Genomic DNA, 21,241 nt, shown 5'->3' on the forward strand with positions numbered 1-21,241 from the left:
AATAAAGAAAATATACACTTTTTAAAATTTATATAATATATTTGAGTTTATTTCATCAATAGAATTACATCCAGTAAGAACCATTGCTGATTTTAATTCCCCTTTAAGTTTTTCTATATAAGTTTTAACTCCTTCTCTTTCTCCTCCGAAGGAAGCTGTTACAAAGGGTCTTCCAATTAAAACTCCATCAGCACCAAGAGCTATCATTTTCAAAACGTCTACTCCTGTTCTAACTCCACCATCTGCTAAAATAGTTACTTTTCCTTTAACTTTTTGAGCAATTTCTGGCAATACTTGTGCTACTCCTGGCGTTTCTTCTAAAACCCTTCCCCCATGATTAGATACAACTATAGCTGAAACCCCTGCTTCTACAGCAAATTCTGCATCTTCAACAGTCATAACTCCTTTAAGAATAAATGGTAGGTTGGTGCTATGAACAATTTCTTTTATTTCTTCTACTGTTTTAGGCATTACCGGTTTTCCATGAAGTGCTAAAGTAATTAACCCACAAGCATCTATATCCATACCAACTGCGTAAGCTCCAGCTTTTTCAGATAATTTTATTTTTTCAATTACACTTTCATTTTTCCAAGGTTTTATAAAAGCTATTCCATTTCCTCCGGATTTTTCTAATTGTTCAAGGTTAGTAATCAAGAAGGAATCTACAGCAGTATCCCCTACCATAGGGTAAATACCAGCATCTAAACATCCATTAATAACCCATGATATATATTCTTCTTCTGTAAATTTTCCACCCATATTAAGGGTTGTACCAGAAACCGGTGCGGCAAAAACCGGCAAACTCATTTTCTTGCCAAATAACTCAACAGAAATATCAGGATCTTTTGCACTATGTATGGTTTTCATATTTAATTTGTATGCATTTAAAGCATTGATATTTTCTTTAAAAGAAGATGCATTCCCCTTACCGCCCATACCAGGTACCTGACCTGCACAAGCTACCCCATTACAAACTGGACATACTTTACAACTGTTGTTTAAATTTTCTCTAGCATTTTTTAAAATTTCTTTATAATCCATTATTAATACCCCCTTATTTTTTTTATAAGCTATTTAATTTTTATATATAATTTTTATCACTCTCAATAATAACTCCATTTTTTCTAAGTAAAGCTGATGTTACTCCTTCACCTTCAACCAACTCACCATTAAAATTTCCAGAATAAATCCTTCCGAATCCACAAGAAGGACTGTTAGCTTTTAAAATAACTTTTTTGCAATCTATAGATTTTGCTATTTTTAAAGTTTCTTCTGCTCCCTTAATGAATTCTTTTGTTAAATCTACTCCGTCAGAATTCAAAACCCTAGCCTTTCCTTGTAAAACCTCTTCCCCAGATCCCCCAACAATTTCACATGGTATTCTTGGAGTAGCAAGTCCCCCTAATTCTTCTGGACAAACTAAAATCCCTTCTCCCCTAGAGAAAATACGAAAAATTTCATCATTATAATTATTTCCGCCGCTGTATTTGCAATCGATACCGCAGAGACATGCGCTTATTAAGTACAGAGTAATCAACTCCCTAAAAATATATTTGATCATCATTGAGAAAAAAGATGAACTAACTCGTAGGGAGCGGTTTCCACGCCGCTCCGCTATGCCTATAAATTACATATTTAATATTGATAAAAAATACAAAATACAGAAGGTAGTATAATATTTTCATTACGATTTTACTGTAATTGTAATTTTATTGGGAAACAGAAGGCGGGCATGGAAACCCGCCCCTACAAATAGTTTCTTCGTCTTTTAACTTTATTATTTACCAGTAATTACTTAAACTCCACTACCGTAACTCCATCTCCACCTTCGCCAAATTCACCTAATCTAGATTTCTTCACATGAGGGTGTTTTCTCATCATTAAGGTTACAGCATTTTTCAAAACACCTGTTCCTTTACCATGAATTATAGTTACCTCTCCTAGCCCCCCTAAGTAAGCATCATCTAAATATTTATCTAAATTGTATAAAGCTTCTTCTGAGTCCATTCCTCTTAAATCAATTGAAGAGGAAATTGAACTTATATTTAATTTTGCTTCACGTTTTGCATTAGCTTTCTTTTGTTTTTTGTTAGATTTGTTTTTTCTTAAATCTTTTATATTAACAGAAATCTTCATTATTCCTGCTTGAACTTGTAAGTCACCTTTGTTATCTGGCTTAGATAAAATTACAACATTAGTATTGAATTTTGGAAGAAATGCTTCTTCTCCTTCTCTCACCTTTTCTAAAATTTCACCATCTTCATCTACTTTTAATAAATCTTTTTCTTTTTTATTTAATTCATTTTTAAGCTTTAATCTTTCTTCTTCTAGCTTTTGTCTAACATCATTGCTATATCCCATTTTCTCAAGTTTTCTAATTTCTTTTAGAATTGAGTCCGCTTCTTCTTTAGCTTTTAATATTATTTCTTTAGCTTCTTCATTTGCTTTCATTTGTTCTCTATCTCTTACATTTTGAAGATTATTAAGCTTATCTTCATATTTATCTTTTAAAGCTAAAGCCTCTCTTTTTGCTTTCTCCGCAAATATGGCATCTCGTTGTGATTTAATACTTTGGCTTTGAAGGTCCTGAATTAAATCCTCAAATTTTAATGTTTCTTCTGAAATACCTTTTCTTGCTTCTTCAATAATATAATCTGGCAATCCTAATTTCTTAGAAATTTCAAAAGCATTTGATTTACCTGGAATTCCTATAAGCAACTTATAAGTTGGTCTCAAGCTTTCTACATTAAATTCCACAGATGCATTTACAATACCATCCATTTTTATTGCATAAGCTTTTAATTCACTATAATGGGTAGTAGCAAATATTTTGCAATTTCTTTTCTTTAAATTTTCTAAAATTGATACGGCTAAGGCAGCTCCCTCTGTGGGGTCTGTTCCAGCTCCAAGCTCATCAAATAATACCAAAGAATCTTTATCTGCTTCATCAATTATTTTAACTATATTAGTCATATGAGAAGAGAAGGTTGATAAACTTTGCTCTATACTTTGTTCGTCACCAATATCAGCAAAGATTTCTTTATAAAAAGACACTGAAGATTCATCAGAAACTGGTATCATAAGCCCACTTAAAGCCATTAAATGAAGAAGTCCAACAGTTTTTAAAGTAACAGTTTTACCTCCTGTATTTGGACCGGTAATAATTACACCATTGATATCATCCTCAATATAAATGTTATTTGCCACAACTTCCTTAGGATCTATAAGTGGGTGTTTAGCACTTATTAAATTAAATCGCCCATCCATTCTAACTTGTGGTTTAAATGCATTTAAATCATATGCATATTTTCCTTTTGCAAAAATAAAGTCCACTTCCCATATTATTTTTGCATTAACTTTTATCAAATCAATATTATCCTGAATTTTTAAAGATAAAACACTTAATATTTTTTCAATTTCAGCTTTTTCTTTTAATTTCATTTCTCTTATTTCATTATTTAATGTAACTAAACTTATAGGCTCTATAAACAAAGTAGCTCCTGAAGAACTTTGGTCATGTACTAATCCTTGTACTTGACCTTTATACTCTATCTTGACAGGAAGCACATATCTATCACCTCTTACAGTGTATATATCTTCTTGAAGATATTGAGAATAGGATTTTATTAATGAATTAATCTTACCTTTAATTGAGGCATTTTTTTCTTTTATACTTCTTCTAATTAAAAATAAATCTTTACTTGCTTTATCAGAAATCTCATCTTCCCCAATGATAGCATTATAAATTTCATCTTCTATATGTTTTAAACTAACAATGCCCATTGTAAGATTTTCTAATATTCTATATTTCTCCCCTTCTTCTTTAGAAAAGATAAAGGATTTTATATTTCTTGCACATCTTAATAAATTGGCAGATCTTAATAATTCCCCTGGAAGTAAAGTCATTCCTTTGGAAGCTTTCACCAAAGTTTCTCTTACATCATATAACCCACTAAAAGGAGGTGCTCCTTTTTTAAATAAAATATTATAAGCTTCCTCTGTTTCATCTAAATGTTCTTTTACCAAATATGAATTTTCATAGGGTTTTAATTCCCCAATATAATCTTTACCTGCTTTTGATACTGCATATTTTTTCATATGTTCTTTTATTTTGTCAAATTCTAAAACTCTTAAAGCTCTTTCATTCATATCTATTCACCTTCTAACTTTCTTTATTCTACACCTCTTTTGAAATGACCCCTTGTATAATTACCAAATTCACTTTGGAAACTTTTCTCTTTATACGCTTGTAAAATTTTATTAGTTTCTTCAAAGCTTTCATCTGTAAAATCTAATCTTAGAATTGAAATATTAATTCTTTTGATTTCTTCTAAATTAGGTATAAGATTTGTGGCACTTACATTTAAAATATGACTTCTACAAAACTTATCCATAACAATAGGGAATTCATTATCTTTTCTATCTTTTAAAACATACTTTCCTTCACTACAAGCATTTGTACAATAGTTATCCTTTTTCTGTCCAAATAAGCTACCTACAGGACAATATTCCTTTATCATCATTTCACTTTTACCATAAACTATCATGCCCATAGTATTAGGATTCTTTTTAGTGAACTCACTAATTTCACTTTTATTTAATTCCAAACTTATAAAAGATGTTTCTAAATAGTCCTTATAAAAAGCAGGAGAATAGCCATTAAAACAATTTAACTTATAATCCCCTAATATAGTAATTTCTTTACCATATTTCTTGATAATACCCAAATTACTAGTAACTATACCTTTAAGATGTTTCAAATTATTATCAATAATCTTACATATATGATTGAATTCTTGTTTAACTATTGATGGAACTCTCAAATAGAAATTAATATCACCTAAATCAGTTAGGTTCAAATCGCAGTCCCTCATAAAATAGTCAACAACAATATTATCAAATCCATTATTCTCAGCAGCTTTCAACTGTTCTTTGTTAATCACAGTGATAAAAGTTGTATTGTTTAAAGAACTATTCTTCACTTCCAGGTCTAATTCTTTAAATTGTTTTAATTTTTCTTTTATATCATATATAGTTTCACTACTATTAGTATTATCAATTAATTTATCTAATAAATTTCTTCTAAGCTCATTAATCAAAGAAACTGGTGAAAACCCTTCTTCGTATTGAGCAAAATAAATTTCTTTAATTACAAAAGGTGTATTTCCCGCTTTAGATAAACTTTTCTCTATTCTACTTTTATCTAAAGGCTTGTTAATAGGGCATTGTACCTTTTCTCCATAAACAGAAATAGTTTTTCCTTCATAAACACAGCTAACTTTAATAGGTTCTCCTACTTTAAATTCCACTTCTAACTTTACTGGAATTTTTCTTATAAATTTATCATTAAAAGATTGTTGTAATTCAGCCATTAAAATTGTATCAAATGTTTTAAATATATTTTCATTTTTCGAGTAATTACTAGGTCTAATAACAACAGTTTCCCCTTTTTTAGCTTCTTCTACCTCTATTCCATTCTTGAAGATTTTCTCAACGATAAATCCTTTTTTATTTGTCCTAACTCCATCTAATCTATTTAGATTTTCAGTTAAAGTCAATGTATAATCCTCATTGGTCTTTCCAATAAAAACTCCTGTATTTTTAGGATAATTTAAAGCCATCATTTCTTTACCTTTGTTGCCAAATAAAAAAGCCTGTGAAAAACCTTCTCTATTGAATAATTGATTTAATCTTTCTTTTTCATCCTTTAAATCAAAGGTTTCATTATCATAGTAACTATCAATAGCTTTCCTATATGCTGAAACTACCCCTGCTACATATTCTGGTCTTTTCATTCTTCCTTCAATTTTCAAGGAAGCTGTACCAGTTTTTATTATTTCATCAATATTTGAAAGAGTACAAACATCTTTAGGACTTAGCAAATACCCTTTTTTAGATATATTTTTATCTTTATTAATCAATTCATAAGGTAGCCTGCAAGGTTGCGCACAAGTTCCACGATTCCCACTTCTTCCACCTATTAAAGAACTCATTAAGCATTGACCAGAGTAACTTATGCAAAGGGCTCCATGGATAAATACTTCCGTCTCTACTTCTGCTTTTGTTGAAATTTCTTCAATTTCTTCTACTGATAATTCTCTTGCAAGAACAACTCTTGAAAAACCTTTTTCCTTCAGTAATCTTGCACCCTCTACATTATGAATTGTCATTTGAGTAGAAGCATGAATTTCTAAATCAGGAAATAAATTTCTACTCAAAAAAGCAAGTCCTGTATCTTGTATTATTATTGCATCCACATTAATGCTATGAAGGAAATGAATAAATTCAAGGGACTCCTCAATTTCTTTATCTTTGATTAATGTATTAACAGTTACATAAATTTTCACATTATATAAATGACAATATTCAACAGCTTCTTTTAGTTTTTCTTCATTAAAATTTGTTGCGTATGCTCTAGCTGAAAACTTGTCTCCGCCCAAATAAACAGCATCCGCACCATTTGAAACAGCGGCATATAAACTCTCTAAGCTACCTGCCGGCGCTAGTAATTCGATTTTTTTCATATATTTCTCCTTAAATTAACTTTTCCACTTACGTAAATTTTCTTCTTTCCTTTTATTATATCAGATATCTATAAAAAAAATCCACTTATATATGAATTACTACCATCTGTGTATAACCACTGGCCTTTAAAGATAAATTATTTTATACTAAATATATACAAGTACTTCAATCATTAAAAAATCTATTTTTGGAGGTTATTAAGTTGAAAGTTGAGCTACAAATAGATAAAAATTCAACAGAATCTAAATTTATCATAATTACAAATAGAATTACTAGGGAAGTGGAAAAAATAATCAATTTTATAAATTCAAATAAGCATGTTACCTACAAAGGTACAAAAGACCAACAAATTTACTTATTAAATCCAGATGATATTTTCTATTTCTATACAGAAGGGCAAAGAGTAATGGTAAAAACTAAGAACCAGGTTTTGCAAGTCAAATTAAAGTTATATGAAATTGAGGAACAAATGGATGGTACAAATTTAATAAGAATCTCTAATTCAATTATTGCTAATATTGATAAAATAAATAATCTAGAAATGTCTTTTAATGGTACATTTTGCATTAAATTTATTAATGGAGATATACAATATTCCTCTAGGCGATATGTTAAAAAGATAAAGGAATTTTTAAATCTATAAAAAAGGAGTGTTAATTATGTTAATTAAAGAAATAATAAAAAGAGGTTTTCAAGGCTCAGTTATAGGTGTTTTTATTATAGAATCCTTGGGCGTTATAATGATGTTTTTTTCAAAGGAAGTTGTTTCTTTCAGTAAAGAATTTCTTATATCTCAGTATGTTGCCGCTACTATTATTGGATTTGTTTTTGGTGCATTAAACATTTTATTTCAATACGAAAAATTGGGAATATTTAAAGCTACAATAATACACTTTCTTGTATTGTTACTTGTTTATATCCCCTGCGCAAATTGGGCTGGTTGGTTCAGAAGTGATATAACTGTAATTATATCTACCATGGTTATTTTTATTAGTATATATTCAACCATTTGGTTAATATGTTATTTTCAATGGAAAAAAGATGTGGAAGAAATAAATACAAAATTAAAACTTCGAAAAGAATCATAATTAAAATCTTATTATAGGTATCCCAGTTCAACTATATAATGTGGTGTTATTTATAATGCTACTTATATTTAATTATAGCCTATTTTCTTATTATAAACCATCTTTGTAGACACAATTTATATCTGTTAGTAATCAATAATATAAAATTTATAACATTATCATGAATGCCTCTCAAAAGATTTAAATCAGTTTCTTCTATCCAGTTTTATTTATATCCCCATAATAAACTCCACGTGTGTTCTGATAAAATCATGATACTAATACGCGTTAGAATTGGGTTTGAGCAAAAAAACGACCTCCTTAGCTTAGGGGGGTCGTGGGATTGTATAAGTTTATACTTTTACGCAATATTTACAACTTACTATTTCAATTTTTAATATTACTTTTTTAATATTTTTATTTCATTCCCTATTAAATAAAGATATTGCTACTGGTATTCCTATTAGAGATATATTAAAACAAACAATTAGCGTTAATGCTACCATAAATACTTTACCAAATCCATTTAATGCACTCGAAAACAATATTCGAATCAATTTAAAAGGAAGTGCAATTATCTTAAATAATAATGCTAACATTATACCAATTAGATTGAGCATCTCCTCATATTAACATCCTTTCTATAATCGACCTGATTTTATCTTTATAACTCTCATCAGTAAATACAACCTTCTCCGTACATACTTGAAATTTATCTATTTCTGCTTGAACTTCACTTCCTCTAAAATTCATATTGAATTTATTTTGAAATTTAATTCTATCAAATTCACTATTAAATGTGATTTCATAACTATATCTTTGCGAGTAATCATCAAATCCAATGTATGTAATATTAGCCATACACTTATCCACCTTTCAATTTTACCACTCTAATTTGATATCATCGTGTTCATCTGCTATTTCTTTAATTGCATCAATCAATTCACATAGAACCTCTAAATTAAACCATGGATGGTCAATAATTTTACAATCATCATATTTAGGATATATTTTAAGTATAGGCTTACTCTCTGATGTATCATGATATACAAAATCAATATCAGAATATGGAATACTGAACTTAGAATTTTTGTTTAATAAAGATTTTACGTATATACCATCAGTAGATAGAACAAATCCTGATTTACCTTCCCCAAAAGAACTATCACTATATAAAATTATTATGTCTCTCCATTTTACTCTATTATCACATATTTTTTCAGCTGCTCTCCCTAGGTATTTAACTGAATATTCATTACTTGGATCATTACCAATCAAATATCCTCTCCAAATACCAGAACCATTTGTTATTTCTTCTTCCTTTTGTATCATTTTTTGTTTTTTATCATCCATTGCTTTCAACTCCATTTCTTAATAATTTACAAGCTTCATAATTCAGTCTATAATATTCTTCTAAACTTAACTCCGTCGAAAATATTACTTTATAAGCCTCATCAACTCTGCAAAGTAAAGGTCTTTTACTATATATACTACATTCATTCGTATCTAAGTTAATGTATTTACAACAACCATCACCTCTGTCTAATTGTCTATACATTTCATTTTTCCCTACAACTCTACAACACGCACCACACTTTATGCATTTAAACATGAAGCCTAGATTTGCTTAAGCATTTGTAAATATTTATTTCCATTGTCTAACATACTATTTGTTGCTTCATCCAACTCTCCATTTTCTTTTAATAATGAGGTGTCTAGGATAGCTTTTATAGTCTGAGCTATTTGTACACATTTATATATGTCTTGCTGCTCAGCTAAGCTGTAATTGTTCCAATTAATACCACTATGATTCAATATGATTATTAGTTTAGATACATAATCAACAAAATATGAATCCAGTTTTTGCAAAACCTCCGTTAGTTGGTTTGAGCGCGTAAAAATTGACTTTAATGCTACTCCAATATTTTTTGCTTGAACTTTGAATGCCTTTGCCTTATCATAATTGCCATAAGAATCATTCAAGGCTTTTCTCGATTGACTCGCAAATATGCTGCCACCAATTGCTAGTGCCGGACCTACAACTAGACCACCTAGAACAATCATACCTCCCATCATTCCATACCCACCAGCTGCCAAAGCACCTCCACCTAACCAAGCAAGTGTAGCATTAACAGCTGCTGCTCCTGAAAGTGCTCCTAGTGCAGTTCCTGTTGTAGCAGTTACAATTAATCCTCCTAATCCACTCATTACAACGCTATATGTCCCATATGCAAGTAATGCCCCCGATCCAACTGCTGCAAGTCCATTAACAGCAATCTTTTTTGCTTCAAAAGCAGCCTCCTTCAACTGCTTAAAGCTATCACTTGATGGATTGAAATTTTTCAATTCATTAATTCCTTCACTGTTTTTAAGATTAATATTTTTTATCCTTTCAAAATTAGTTACAAAGTCACTTATAGATGTGGTTAGTATTCTTACTTTTTCATATCCTAAGGTTTCTATAGCACCTTTGGTTTTATTTTTAGCCATTTCTATAAATTCTTCTGCTTCCTTAGCCATAGCATTTGCAGCTTCATTTATCTCTTTAGCTTCGTTCATATTTTGTTTTGCTTCAACTCCATCTTTAACTCCTTTTGCAGCAACTGCTGCTGCAATTCCTCCTATAATAAATGGTATTGGCATAAATATCATCTCTCCCTCTGCATATTTTTCTAAAATTCTAGTACCATATTTTTATCTAACATAAAATTATTAAACTCATCAAAGTTTTTAAATTGTAATATTTTTCCCATCTCTAATGTAATATTATTTAATCCCTCTGTAAATTTATCTAGGTCATTAGATTCTATAGCTAAATCTATAGCATCAAAACTTTCTTTAAATACACGTTTTCTGTTAGTATAAAATTTATTAATACTCACTATAAGTTCATTTCGTTGAGCATTCATTGATTCAATAGCTGCTAATGTAATCGCATGTATTTTTTCTGTACGTTCTGCTGATAAATGTTCTTCCTTTAAGACTCGCATAGATGTCCCATATATTGCTGAACTAGTCATATATCCAATCATACCTCCAATAGCTGTTCCTACTCCTGGAAATATAGCCGTACCTATTGCAGCCCCCCAACTTGCTGCAAACATTCCTGTTCCTTTTTCACCCAACTCTTCAACTAATTGAACCCCATCTATCTCTCCATTTGCATATCTTATTAAAGATTTTCCTACTTGAACTCCTACTGTAGCAATTGTTGCGGGCAAATTAGTCTTTGATAAATTCACAAAAACACTATTCTTACTTGAAGCCATAAATCCCCTTATTGCTGTATCACTTGCACCAATAATATAAGCTGTTGAACTTCCTGCTGCTGTATCTACAGCAACATCTTTTAATGCATCCTTAACTTCTTTTTCTCCTCTCATTATGCAAACAATATTTCTTGAAGTAGAAATTGCTGATGACATAACCGCAGCCGCTTTAGCTTGCTCTACACCAGAATGATGTGCTGTTTTAGCAACATATTTAGCAGTAGCCAATTTAGGGTTTTCTCTTAAAAACATTGCTTCTTGAGAAGTTATCCCACTATCTGTAATGTCTTTTGCTGCTTGACTATATTTTTGTGCTTTATCCTCAAGTATTTTAGCTTTTTCTATATTTCCATTTGCATGAAATTCATTAGCTTTAGAAAGTAATTTTTCTGATTCTTCTTGTGCATATTTTTTTGCTAATTCACATTGTTCAGAAGGAACAAGTACTTTATTACCTCTATATCTATCCCACTCTTCACTTGCTAACTTTCCAACAAGTTTTTCTGAACTATTTTGTATTTGTTCTTGAGTTTGATAACCTCCACAAAATTTCATTTGTGCACTCCAAAGAGGTTGATCTGAATTCAATATAGGATTTCCTTCTATATCAACCGCTAAAATGTCAAACTGAGTGTGATTTCCAAGTCCAACATCATTCGATCTACTTACTCGAATATTCGTTCTGTTTATTATATTATCTGCATTAATTTTATCAACATAGTTAATTTCTGCAGCAAATCCTGCTTGTTGTTTAAGATTTTGATATTCAAAATTAGGATTGACTTTAGATTCTGCTACTTGTTTAAGACCCTTCTTAATTATATCCCCTTCATTAGAAATAGTTCCGTTGTAACCCTTAATATACTCAGCTGATGCTCTGCCATATCTCCCGACATTTTCAGTTGTTGTTGCCCCTATAACAGAATCAATAAATCCACTGTGTTCATTTTTCTTATCTTTATCACTCATTGATAATCCCTTTCATTCACAATCCATAATTTATCTCATACAATCTTTTGATTTGATCAATTTCATTTAATATCTCCTCGTATAGTTCAACTGGTGAGATTACTCTGATATTCTTCCCCTGACTTAATAACCACATTTTTATTCCCTTACCATAAACCTCAGCTTCTATAGTAAATTTCCCTTCTACCGATTCTATAATCCTTGCTGTAGGCAACCTATCCAATACTGCATCTATTGAAGCACCCGTATACTCAAATTTTATTTTCATAAGTTTACCTGCATACATAAATTGAACTCTTTTTCTAAATTCCCCATCTTCAAATCTTCCTACGCTTGGTATAAAGAATTTTTCTCCTAATTCTTTATATTCTTTAATCCTATCAATTCTAAATACAGTTGGTGAATCAAAATCTTTAAAATAGGCAATTAAATAAAAATAGTATTCCGAAAAAATAATTGCTACTGGTTTAACTATTCTTTTCACTTCCACACCACTAATTTTATTATAGATTATTTGCGTTACTTCTTTATTCCTTATTAATTCGCTTAAATCCCATATTTTTGATAAGAGTAATTCATTATGCTCCAAAGGGACATAATTTAATAGTTCATTACCGATTATCTCTTGAACATACTTTCTTTGCTTAGTACCGGCTTGTCTTAATATGGAGTTAGCTAGACTATTTATTTCTTCCTTACAAAAGGCTCTACTCTCAAGTAATATTTTTGTTATAGCAAGAATACTTTCTTTAGAAAGAACATCTTCCCTATTATTGAGGCTATAACCCTTCCTATCATGCCTATATACAACTTCCATAGTCCCAAAGCGTTCTCTGTTCTCACTAAAATAAGCTCTTATATCTTCTAAATCCCTCTGAATGGTTTTCTTATTCACCTTAAATAATTCACTCATCTCTTTTTTCTTAACAACATCTCCTCTAACTAATTTTGAGTATATTGTTAATACACGGTTAACTTTTGTATCCTTATCAATAATCATCTTTATCACCACTATCTATCTTTATTATAAGTATTTAGATAGACACATAATGTCCATATTTAAATTATTATTCTTTTTTATACTATCTTTAACAATAAAATCTATTAAATAGTATAATTGTACATAATTAAAATCTGTTTTTCTATACCTTCTACAAAACTAGTTGTTTTTCGACAAAACAAAAAAGCCAGTTAAAGAAATTCACGCATCTCTTTAACTGGCTTTAATAATTTCCTATTCAATTTCACACTCAATCTCAGTTCCATCAAGCAAAGTTACAATTACCTTCTTCCCATCAAACACAGTCATCTTCTCTATAATCTTAAAAAACAAATCCACATCAAACCCTTTTATCTCTTTAGACTTCTCCATAATTCTTATAAACTGTTTAGCTTTATACTTAACCAATACATTCTCACTATTGAGTACAGCCTTCCACTTTTCCATAAAGAATTCCTTATTTTCAACCATGGCATTAAAAGTATTTACAAAAGCTTGATACAAAACCTTATCTTCTGTATGTTTACTCTCACAGCCCTTTTTTCCTTTAACAGCATACTTTTTACTGCATACCCACACCTTTTTTCTAAATTTTTCATCTGTAGAATTCCAAACTTTTCTGCCTAAAACACTTCCACAACATCCGCAAATAACTCTCCCAGCAAAAGGATTAGTTACTGTAGCATAATCAATTTTACTAATTCCGTACCTTTCAGTGAAAGCTTTTCTTCTTTCCATTTCAAGCTGCACTGCTTCCCACATATCTTTATCAATAATTGCAGGATGGCTTTCTTCTACATAATACTTAGGAACTTCTCCATTGTTTTTAGTTCTTTTCTTTGTGAGGAAATCTACCGTATAAGTCTTTTGAAGAAGAGCGTCTCCTTTATATTTTTCATTGGATAGCATTTTTCTTATGCTGCCCTCATACCAATTAGTATTACCGTCCCATTTTGGAATTCCTTCTGCTTCAAACTCTTTAGCTATTCTATTTGTACCTTTTCCATCAAGATACTCTTTATAAATTCTTCTTACTATCTTGGCTTGTTTTTCATTTATTATTAAGTTGCATTCTTCATCTTTATCATAGCCTAAAAACTTTTTATGATTGATATGAAGTTTACCTTGTTCAAATCTTCTTCTTATTCCCCAAGTAGAATTTTCACTGATACTTCTGGATTCATCTTGGGCCAAAGAACTTAATATGGTAAGCAAAACCTCTCCTTTTGCATCTAAAGTATTGATATTTTCTTTTTCGAAAATTATTCCCACTCCAAGTTCCTTAAGTTGTCTCACAAAATTCAAACAATCTAATGTATTCCTTGCAAATCTTGATATGGACTTGGTTATTATCATATCAATCTTTCCAGCATTACAATCTTCAATCATTTTATTGAACTGTTCTCGCTTTTTAGTGTTAGTACCTGATATCCCTTCATCTGCAAAGATTCCAGCGAATTCATATTCTTCACTACTATTTATATAATTAGTGTAATAATTAACTTGAGCCTCATAACTTGATAACTGTTCTAATTGATCTGTTGAAACTCTGCAATATGCAGCCATCTTCTTTTTCTGTGGTTCTATAGTATGTGCTAAATTAGTTCCATTAGTTCTTGCTGGTATAACTGTAATGCTTCTTGCCATCCCTCAATTCCTCCTTTATGATTGTTGGTCCTTTTATATTAACTTTCTCAAGATCTCTTTCATCTATTTTAGTTCCTGTGCAAGTACGCGTTTTTTTATAAACAAAATTACTGCATTGCCATACAATCACAAGAGTGCCAAATTCATCTTTATCATATCCTAGAAATTTGTTGGTGTTTAAATGATAGATTCCTCTTTCAAATTCCTTTTTAATTCTCCATTTAATATTGTCACTTACATTCTTGCTCTCTTCTTGAGCAAAAGAAGAAAGGACAGAAAGCATAAGCTCTCCGTCCCCTGATAATGTATTTAAATCTATATTTCCTGACCTACAAAGTTCAAGCATTCTTTGAAACTCTGGTCTATATTCAGTGGTTCTATTATATTTCTAAATCCACAACCACTGGGCAATGGTCTGATCCTAACACATCTCCCAAAATATAAGCATCCTTAAGATTTTCTTTTAAATTTTCAGAGATAAAATGATAATCGATTCTCCATCCAGCATTATTTTCTCTTGCCTTAAACCTATAACTCCACCATGAATACTCCACAGTTTCAGGATGTAAATATCTAAATGTATCTAAATATCCTTTTGATATTATATCATCCATCCATTCTCTTTCAATAGAAAGAAATCCCGATCTTTTACTATTGGGTTTGGGATGTTTTAAATCTATTTCGTTATGTGCAGTATTGTAGTCACCAAATATCAAAAGTTTTATACCTTGGTTTTTTAAATCATCGCAATACTCAAATAATGCTTTATAAAAGTTTAATTTGTACTGCAATCTTTCATCGCTCATTTGTCCATTTGGAAAATAAATATTTAAAAGAGTAAACTCTTCAAACTCCAAAACTAAAATTCTACCTTCACTATCAAATTCTTGTATTCCTATACCATGTGATACAGAAATGGGTTTGATTTTTGTATAAACGCCAACCCCACTATATCCTTTTTTTTCTGCAAAGGAAAAATAAGAATAATACCCTTCTGCATTTATCATTTTATCTGTAAGCTGTTCTTTTTGTAATTTAGTTTCTTGTATGCCCAAAATATCAGGACTTTCTTCTTTCAACCATTCATAAAATCCTTTTCCATCTGCTGCCCTTAACCCATTTACGTTCCAAGAATATATCTTCAAAATAACCCTTCTTTCATTAATTATATTTTGCATAAATCAATCTTTTATTTAATTAATAATTATTATTATATAATAACATAAATGTATAATTTTTAAAAGTAATTATTCTTTTTTAATCTTAATTATATTCTACCATATCAGTATCTTGAAATCGTTCACTCAATAATAAACTTTACATAATGTTGAATTTTTTTCTAATTTATAATAAAATATACTTATATGAATTTTTTATATTAAAATTATTCATTTTTTATTTCTGCAACAATTTTTGACTTAAAAGTTGTACTCTTAAGTTTTTTTATGATATAATCAATAAATATTAATATTCATGTATAATTATTAACCAATGACTTTTTATTTATTAATCTAGGAGGTAAACAATGAAAAAAGAATTTTCACTTAGCAAAGGTAAAGCAATGATTAACTTCACAGCAAAATTCTGTACTAATTCAGAATCACTTCTTCACAGTTACGGGTTTTATAGGGTACTTGAATCCTATTTAAAATCAGTTGAAAAAAAGCAATCTAAAGTGTATAAATATTTAGCATCCTCTTTTAACACAACTCAATTTACAGAATCAATTATGAACGATATTATAAAAATATTAAGTTTATTAATGGTTCTAGATGTAGATGAAGTTTCAAAAACAAATGAACAATTCAAAAATTTATTGTCAGACAAGGACTCTTTTTTAGATTTTGTTGAAAAATTATATAATTATTGGAGAAAAATCGAAAGATATACAATAATAAAAAGTAGCCGTGTTAATAAAAATGGTTACCAAAATGTTAGTTTCATAGATGCTAACGAAACTTTTACAAATGTAATCAGAACAACTTATAGAAAAATCGAGGAAAATGTAAGAAAGCATCACTTAAATATTTATAGACAACTTCCTGCTGGTGGAAATGCTGGTTTAATACTTAACTCAACTAAATGGCCAATGCCTACAAGCTATACTTTATTAAAAGATATTCCATTTATAGAATCAATAGTTATTTCTCCACCTTTTATAACTTATCCTAAGAAAAATACAAGAAACGGTATTTTTAATGAAGTTTTCGAAAATCCATTAACTGGTGTGGAAATTGATGAAGATCATTGGTTCTGTTATCCTGCTAAAGTTGGTGAATTATTAGCTTATATATATTTCCATAGAGATTTAATGGCTCATGGTGTTACTTTATGTAATTTATTTGAAATGGCTACTGTAAATGAATATAAGAATAAAAAACCAGATTTAGTTTATGTTTACGGATGCAAAGATAATTGTGAAGAAGTAACTACTGTATTCTATGACGATAAAGAAAATGATATAATGCTAGGCTATGCTAATTACTCTGATGATGTGGATTATTTTGGATATATGAAAAAAATGATGCTAACTCTTCATAATTTAATAATGATTAAAAGAGGTTTCTTGCCTATTCACGGAGCAATGGTTAACATAGTAACTAAAAACGGAAATTCTTCAAATATAATAATTATGGGTGACTCTGGAGCTGGTAAATCAGAAAGCTTAGAAGCATTTAGAAGATTAAGTGAAGATTATATAAGTGAAATGACTATTATCTTTGATGATATGGGTACTGTAAAACTAGATGGGGATAATAAACCTATGGGATATGGTACTGAAATTGGTGCTTTCGTAAGATTAGATGATTTAGACTCAGGTTATGCTTTTAGAGAAATGGATAGAAGTGTATTTATGAATCCTGATAAAGTAAATGCAAGATTGGTAATTCCTGTAGCTACTTATAAAGAAATCATGAAGGGATATCCTATTGATTTATTCCTATATGCTAATAACTATGACGAAGGTGAATACCTAGATTTCTTTGAAGATATTGAAGAAGCTAAAAAAGTTTTCACTGCTGGAGCAAGAATGACAAAAGGAACTACAACTGAAACTGGCCTAGTAACATCTTACTTTGCAAATCCATTTGGTCCTGTTCAGAAAAAAGAAGAAACAGATATTTTGATTGATTCATACTTTAAAAAATTCTATGAAACAGGAGTTCAAGTTGGACAACTTAGAACTTGTTTAGGTATTGCTGGTAAAGAAAAAACTGGAACTACTGAAGCTGCAACAAAATTATTGGAAATAATAAAGAACGCAGATAATTAACCTAAAACCAACTTAAAGTTGGTTTTTTTTTGACTTTTTTATTTGTTTTGTTATAATTAAAGTTGATTATTTACGGAAATTAAAAATATAAAAAACTATGCGAAGGAAATGTGATTTAATGAATAAGAATAATATAAATAAATTAAAATTGTTTTTCATGGGACTTGAAAGTCGATTTAATGAAAACATAGATATGTTTCAAAGCATTGAAGCAGAATTTAAAGCTGGATTAAAAAAATTTGTAGGTAAAGGCGATTTTTCTGAAAGCAAAATTTCTTATAATTTTTCTGGAATTACTAAAGATTATTCTATCTCAGAATTATTTCAAAAAATCTTAAAAGACGCTGAAGACTATGATGAATTAACTTTCTTTTATCTAGAAAGAGGCTCTAGGGTACAAATAATTGCTAATAGTAAAAACGTAACCATGACTTCAAAAGAGGTATTAGATGATTTACCAACAGAAAAGAAAAAAACTCAAACTACATCTGCAACTACGTCTACTCTTTTAAACAGAGATTATTTTATAAATGCAGATAAAGCCGCTCCATTACTTAAAGAAATTAAGATAATGACACAGGATGGCAAAATTAAGAATGATAAAATCAGAAAGTACAATCAAATAGATCATTATATAGAATTACTTGATGGTGTAATTGACAAAATCCCAGCCAACAAAAACATCACGATTTTAGATTGTGGTTGTGGCAAATCCTATCTATCTTTTGCTTTAAATTATTACATAACTGAAGTTAAAAAAAGAAAATCTAATTTTATCGGAATTGATATTTCACCCGAAATAATTGAAACTTCTAAGAAAATAGCTGCTAAATTAGATTATAGAAATATGGAATTTTTAGCTATGGATATAAATGATTTTAAACCAAGTTCTCAAATAAATGTAGTTCTTTCCCTTCACGCATGCGATACTGCAACTGATATGGGTTTAGCTATAGGAGTAAAAGTAAAAGCGGATGTTATTATAGCTGTTCCATGTTGTCATAAAGAAGTATTAAAAAAATATAGTTACAAACCTTTTGATAGAATTTTAAAACAAGGTGTTCTTAAAGCTAGAATGGCTGATATTCTTACTGATGGAATGAGAACTTTGCTTTTAGAGGCAAATGGATATGATGTTTCCATTGTTGAGTATATTTCTCCTTTAGAAACACCTAAAAATCTAATGATAAGAGCTTTTAGAACAGGAAAAGAAAATGAAGATGCCATGGATGAATTTATGTCCTTGATGCTAAGTTTAAATGTAGCACCTTCATTGTACTCTTATTTATATGTAGAAGATGATTTTCAATAATACTAATTATAATGCCTTTGTTTGAATAAAAACGGGCGGGCATGGAAACCCGCCCCTACAATATCAATTGTTAAATAGGTTTGTCATTTAATTTTTTTCAATTACTTTAATCATAGCTAACCAAATTTCATTTAAAGGAGTTGAAACATTATATTTTTTTCCTAATTCTACAACAGTGCCGGCAAAAAGTTCTACTTCCGTTTTCCTACCTGCTTCTACATCTTGTAGCATAGAAGTTTTTCCTTCATCAGATAGTCCATCAAGAACTTTTAACCAATGTAAATAGTCCTCATTATTTAGATTAATACCTTCTGGAATTGATAAATCAATAACTTCTTCCATGGTTTTTCTCATTAAGTCTCTAGCGTCCTTATCAGTCTTTAGTACCCCATAAGGAGCTCTAAGTAAAGCTGATATTTGGTTTGCTCCAGTATTAACCATGAATTTCCACCAAAGTTTTCTATACATATCTATAGGAATTTCATAAGGTACTTCTGCTTTATCAAATAAATCTTTTATAAGCTTTACCTTATCAGATAAAACTTCATTATTCTTATCTCCAAAAAATATCTTTCCCAATTGAGAATATGTAGTTTCATTTCCAATTCTAACAGCATCAATGCCTACGCACATAGAATAAACTAATTTTTCTATTCCAAATCTTTCACCTAATATTTCTTCTGAAGAAATTCCATTTAATAAAGACATGATAATAGTATTTTCTCCTACAGCTTTTTCAATACTATCTATAGCCCCATTTAAATGTTGATTTTTAACTGCTATTATTACAAAATCCACTGGCTTTTCGATTTCTTCTGGCGTTATAGTTTTAAAAATATATTTCTTATTATTTATAACAAAGCCTTTTTTATATCTTTCGCATCTTTCTTTATCTGCTACAAGGGTAACACACTGGGGATCATATTTGTGTAAAACAGCTGCATATGAAGCTCCTATTGCGCCAGCACCCAAAATATAAATGTTTTTCATCTTTAATAGCCTCTTTTCTTTAAAATATTTATTTATAATTACACTTTACTGTTGTCATAATTATTTATTCCACACAGGACTATATAATTCCTTCTTTCTACAAATTATTTTAACTACTATAAAACAAAAACTGAAAGGGCATGCTCCCTTCAGCTTTTAGAATTAAATATTTTTAATTTTCTAATCTAAAATCTTATACCACACATTCATACTTTCTAAATCACCAGATATATTAGTATTATTAATTAAAGTACCTGCGTACTTATAATTTAACTTTGAAAAAGTAATATTCATACCATAGGATACAGCTCTTGCGATAGTATATGCCACATGAAAATTCTTTTGTCTCATTTCCTCTTCCATTTTATTGAGTAAAAAAACACTAAATCCTTTTCCTCTATATTCAGATAACGTAGCGAAATCCGTCATTTCAACACTTTTAGATGTATAGTCCATTTCTGTAGATGATAAGGATACAATTTTTTCTTTGTTTTTTATGGAAAAGTAAATCAAATTCTGATTCATAGTTTTTTCTATATAGTCTTCATTGAAAATAGGGAAATGATACGTTTCAAATACTTTTTTGTATACTTCACACATTTCTTTTATATCATTTTTATCGCATACTTCGAAATGATATTGCTCATTAATCTCAATTTGTTTACCGATTCTATCCTTACCATAGCATATATTAATAATTTCTTTTATTTTCTTACTATCCTTTACACTAGATCTTTCTTTACTTAAAAATTTACTTAGGAAAATCAGTGGCTCAGCTTCCTTATAAAAGCCAGGAATAGTGGCATCTATTAATAGAAAAGCATCCCCTCCAGATAATAAAATAGACTCTCGGAATTAACCGAGTGTTATGTTTTAAGGGTTTCCTCAAAACACTTTAGTTGTAATCCTCCTACTTTTAGTAGGAAGTTTTTTATTTTCTTAAAGTGAAATTGGAAATTTCACTTCTAAAAAATATTATTAAAACTCAAAAAAACACTTGACTTTTGAAAATCAACCCAATAATCGCATTGAAGGGATTATTTCCTTTACTAACTGTGATTGGGGTGTTACAAATGAAACCTAAATATGTTTCTCATGAATCTTATCAAAACTTTGTATTATCAAATCTTCAAAAACATTACGCCGGAGGCGTTCTTACACTTGTGAATAATGATTGGCCCATAATCC

At 29.7% G+C, this 21,241-nt stretch carries 19 protein-coding genes; 4 read left to right on the top strand and 15 right to left on the bottom strand.

Annotated features, from left to right (window positions below; translation table 11 throughout):
- Positions 1-21: 21 nt before the first annotated feature.
- From BUB83_RS04985 to BUB83_RS05000, 4 genes are all read right to left on the bottom strand, one after another.
- Positions 22-1,041 carry an alpha-hydroxy-acid oxidizing protein gene (locus BUB83_RS04985; RefSeq protein WP_073337346.1) on the bottom strand — a complete coding sequence of 340 codons (1,020 nt, stop codon included), beginning with the start codon at positions 1,039-1,041 and terminating at the stop codon, positions 22-24.
- Between the two features lie 40 nt (positions 1,042-1,081).
- Positions 1,082-1,528 carry a 2-thiouracil desulfurase family protein gene (locus BUB83_RS04990; RefSeq protein WP_073337375.1) on the bottom strand — a complete coding sequence of 149 codons (447 nt, stop codon included), beginning with the start codon at positions 1,526-1,528 and terminating at the stop codon, positions 1,082-1,084.
- 263 nt (positions 1,529-1,791) lie between these two features.
- Positions 1,792-4,149, bottom strand: coding sequence for an endonuclease MutS2 (locus tag BUB83_RS04995; RefSeq protein ID WP_073337347.1), 2,358 nt, complete (start codon positions 4,147-4,149; stop codon positions 1,792-1,794).
- Positions 4,150-4,172: 23 nt separating this feature from the next.
- Positions 4,173-6,524, bottom strand: a complete 2,352-nt coding sequence (locus BUB83_RS05000) for a U32 family peptidase (protein WP_073337348.1) — start codon at positions 6,522-6,524, stop codon at positions 4,173-4,175.
- A gap of 203 nt (positions 6,525-6,727) precedes the next feature.
- Here BUB83_RS05000 and BUB83_RS05005 point away from each other — a divergent pair, with 203 nt between their 5' ends.
- Together BUB83_RS05005 and BUB83_RS05010 are read left to right on the top strand one after the other, a co-directional pair.
- A complete protein-coding gene (locus BUB83_RS05005) occupies positions 6,728-7,168 on the top strand; it encodes a LytTR family DNA-binding domain-containing protein (RefSeq protein WP_073337349.1) in 441 nt (146 codons plus the stop codon).
- A 16-nt stretch (positions 7,169-7,184) separates the two neighbouring features.
- A complete protein-coding gene (locus tag BUB83_RS05010; protein WP_073337350.1) occupies positions 7,185-7,613 on the top strand; it encodes a DUF3021 domain-containing protein in 429 nt (142 codons plus the stop codon).
- A gap of 603 nt (positions 7,614-8,216) precedes the next feature.
- On the opposite strand, the gene BUB83_RS05020 is transcribed toward BUB83_RS05010, so the two are convergent.
- The 9 genes from BUB83_RS05020 to BUB83_RS05060 form a co-directional block, all read right to left on the bottom strand.
- On the bottom strand, positions 8,217-8,453 hold the full coding sequence (locus BUB83_RS05020; RefSeq protein ID WP_073337352.1) for a hypothetical protein: 237 nt from the start codon (positions 8,451-8,453) through the stop codon (positions 8,217-8,219).
- 21 nt (positions 8,454-8,474) lie between these two features.
- Entirely contained in the window at positions 8,475-8,945 is a 471-nt protein-coding gene (locus tag BUB83_RS05025) for a hypothetical protein (RefSeq protein ID WP_073337353.1), read from the bottom strand.
- Positions 8,938-9,150, bottom strand: coding sequence for a YkgJ family cysteine cluster protein (locus BUB83_RS05030; RefSeq protein WP_242950628.1), 213 nt, complete (start codon positions 9,148-9,150; stop codon positions 8,938-8,940). The genes BUB83_RS05025 and BUB83_RS05030 overlap by 8 nt, the downstream gene beginning before the upstream one ends.
- A gap of 59 nt (positions 9,151-9,209) precedes the next feature.
- Positions 9,210-10,235 (bottom strand): hypothetical protein, encoded by a 1,026-nt coding sequence (locus tag BUB83_RS05035; protein ID WP_073337355.1) that lies wholly within the window; start codon positions 10,233-10,235, stop codon positions 9,210-9,212.
- 29 nt (positions 10,236-10,264) lie between these two features.
- Positions 10,265-11,830: a hypothetical protein gene (locus BUB83_RS05040; RefSeq protein ID WP_073337356.1), complete on the bottom strand. Its 1,566-nt coding sequence runs from the start codon at positions 11,828-11,830 to the stop codon at positions 10,265-10,267.
- A gap of 16 nt (positions 11,831-11,846) precedes the next feature.
- Positions 11,847-12,830: a helix-turn-helix transcriptional regulator gene (locus BUB83_RS05045; protein ID WP_073337357.1), complete on the bottom strand. Its 984-nt coding sequence runs from the start codon at positions 12,828-12,830 to the stop codon at positions 11,847-11,849.
- Between the two features lie 234 nt (positions 12,831-13,064).
- Positions 13,065-14,477, bottom strand: coding sequence for a recombinase family protein (locus BUB83_RS05050; protein ID WP_084133410.1), 1,413 nt, complete (start codon positions 14,475-14,477; stop codon positions 13,065-13,067).
- Entirely contained in the window at positions 14,440-14,823 is a 384-nt protein-coding gene (locus BUB83_RS22850) for a hypothetical protein (protein WP_073337358.1), read from the bottom strand. Before BUB83_RS22850 ends, BUB83_RS05050 begins: the two co-directional genes overlap by 38 nt.
- 34 nt (positions 14,824-14,857) lie before the next feature.
- Positions 14,858-15,622, bottom strand: coding sequence for an exodeoxyribonuclease III (locus BUB83_RS05060; RefSeq protein WP_073337359.1), 765 nt, complete (start codon positions 15,620-15,622; stop codon positions 14,858-14,860).
- A 380-nt stretch (positions 15,623-16,002) separates the two neighbouring features.
- Here BUB83_RS05060 and BUB83_RS05065 point away from each other — a divergent pair, with 380 nt between their 5' ends.
- Both BUB83_RS05065 and BUB83_RS05070 read left to right on the top strand, forming a co-directional pair.
- Positions 16,003-17,751 carry a phosphoenolpyruvate carboxykinase gene (locus BUB83_RS05065; RefSeq protein WP_073337360.1) on the top strand — a complete coding sequence of 583 codons (1,749 nt, stop codon included), beginning with the start codon at positions 16,003-16,005 and terminating at the stop codon, positions 17,749-17,751.
- 118 nt (positions 17,752-17,869) lie between these two features.
- Positions 17,870-19,063: a class I SAM-dependent methyltransferase gene (locus tag BUB83_RS05070; RefSeq protein ID WP_073337361.1), complete on the top strand. Its 1,194-nt coding sequence runs from the start codon at positions 17,870-17,872 to the stop codon at positions 19,061-19,063.
- A gap of 87 nt (positions 19,064-19,150) precedes the next feature.
- On the opposite strand, the gene BUB83_RS05075 is transcribed toward BUB83_RS05070, so the two are convergent.
- Together BUB83_RS05075 and ablB are read right to left on the bottom strand one after the other, a co-directional pair.
- Entirely contained in the window at positions 19,151-20,053 is a 903-nt protein-coding gene (locus tag BUB83_RS05075; protein ID WP_073337362.1) for a ketopantoate reductase family protein, read from the bottom strand.
- A gap of 180 nt (positions 20,054-20,233) precedes the next feature.
- Entirely contained in the window at positions 20,234-20,896 is a 663-nt protein-coding gene (gene ablB / locus BUB83_RS21230; RefSeq protein ID WP_084133411.1) for a putative beta-lysine N-acetyltransferase, read from the bottom strand.
- Positions 20,897-21,241 lie beyond the last annotated feature (345 nt).

It is taken from the genome of Clostridium grantii DSM 8605 (assembly GCF_900129965.1).
In the GTDB taxonomy this organism is placed as follows: domain Bacteria; phylum Bacillota; class Clostridia; order Clostridiales; family Clostridiaceae; genus Clostridium_AF; species Clostridium_AF grantii.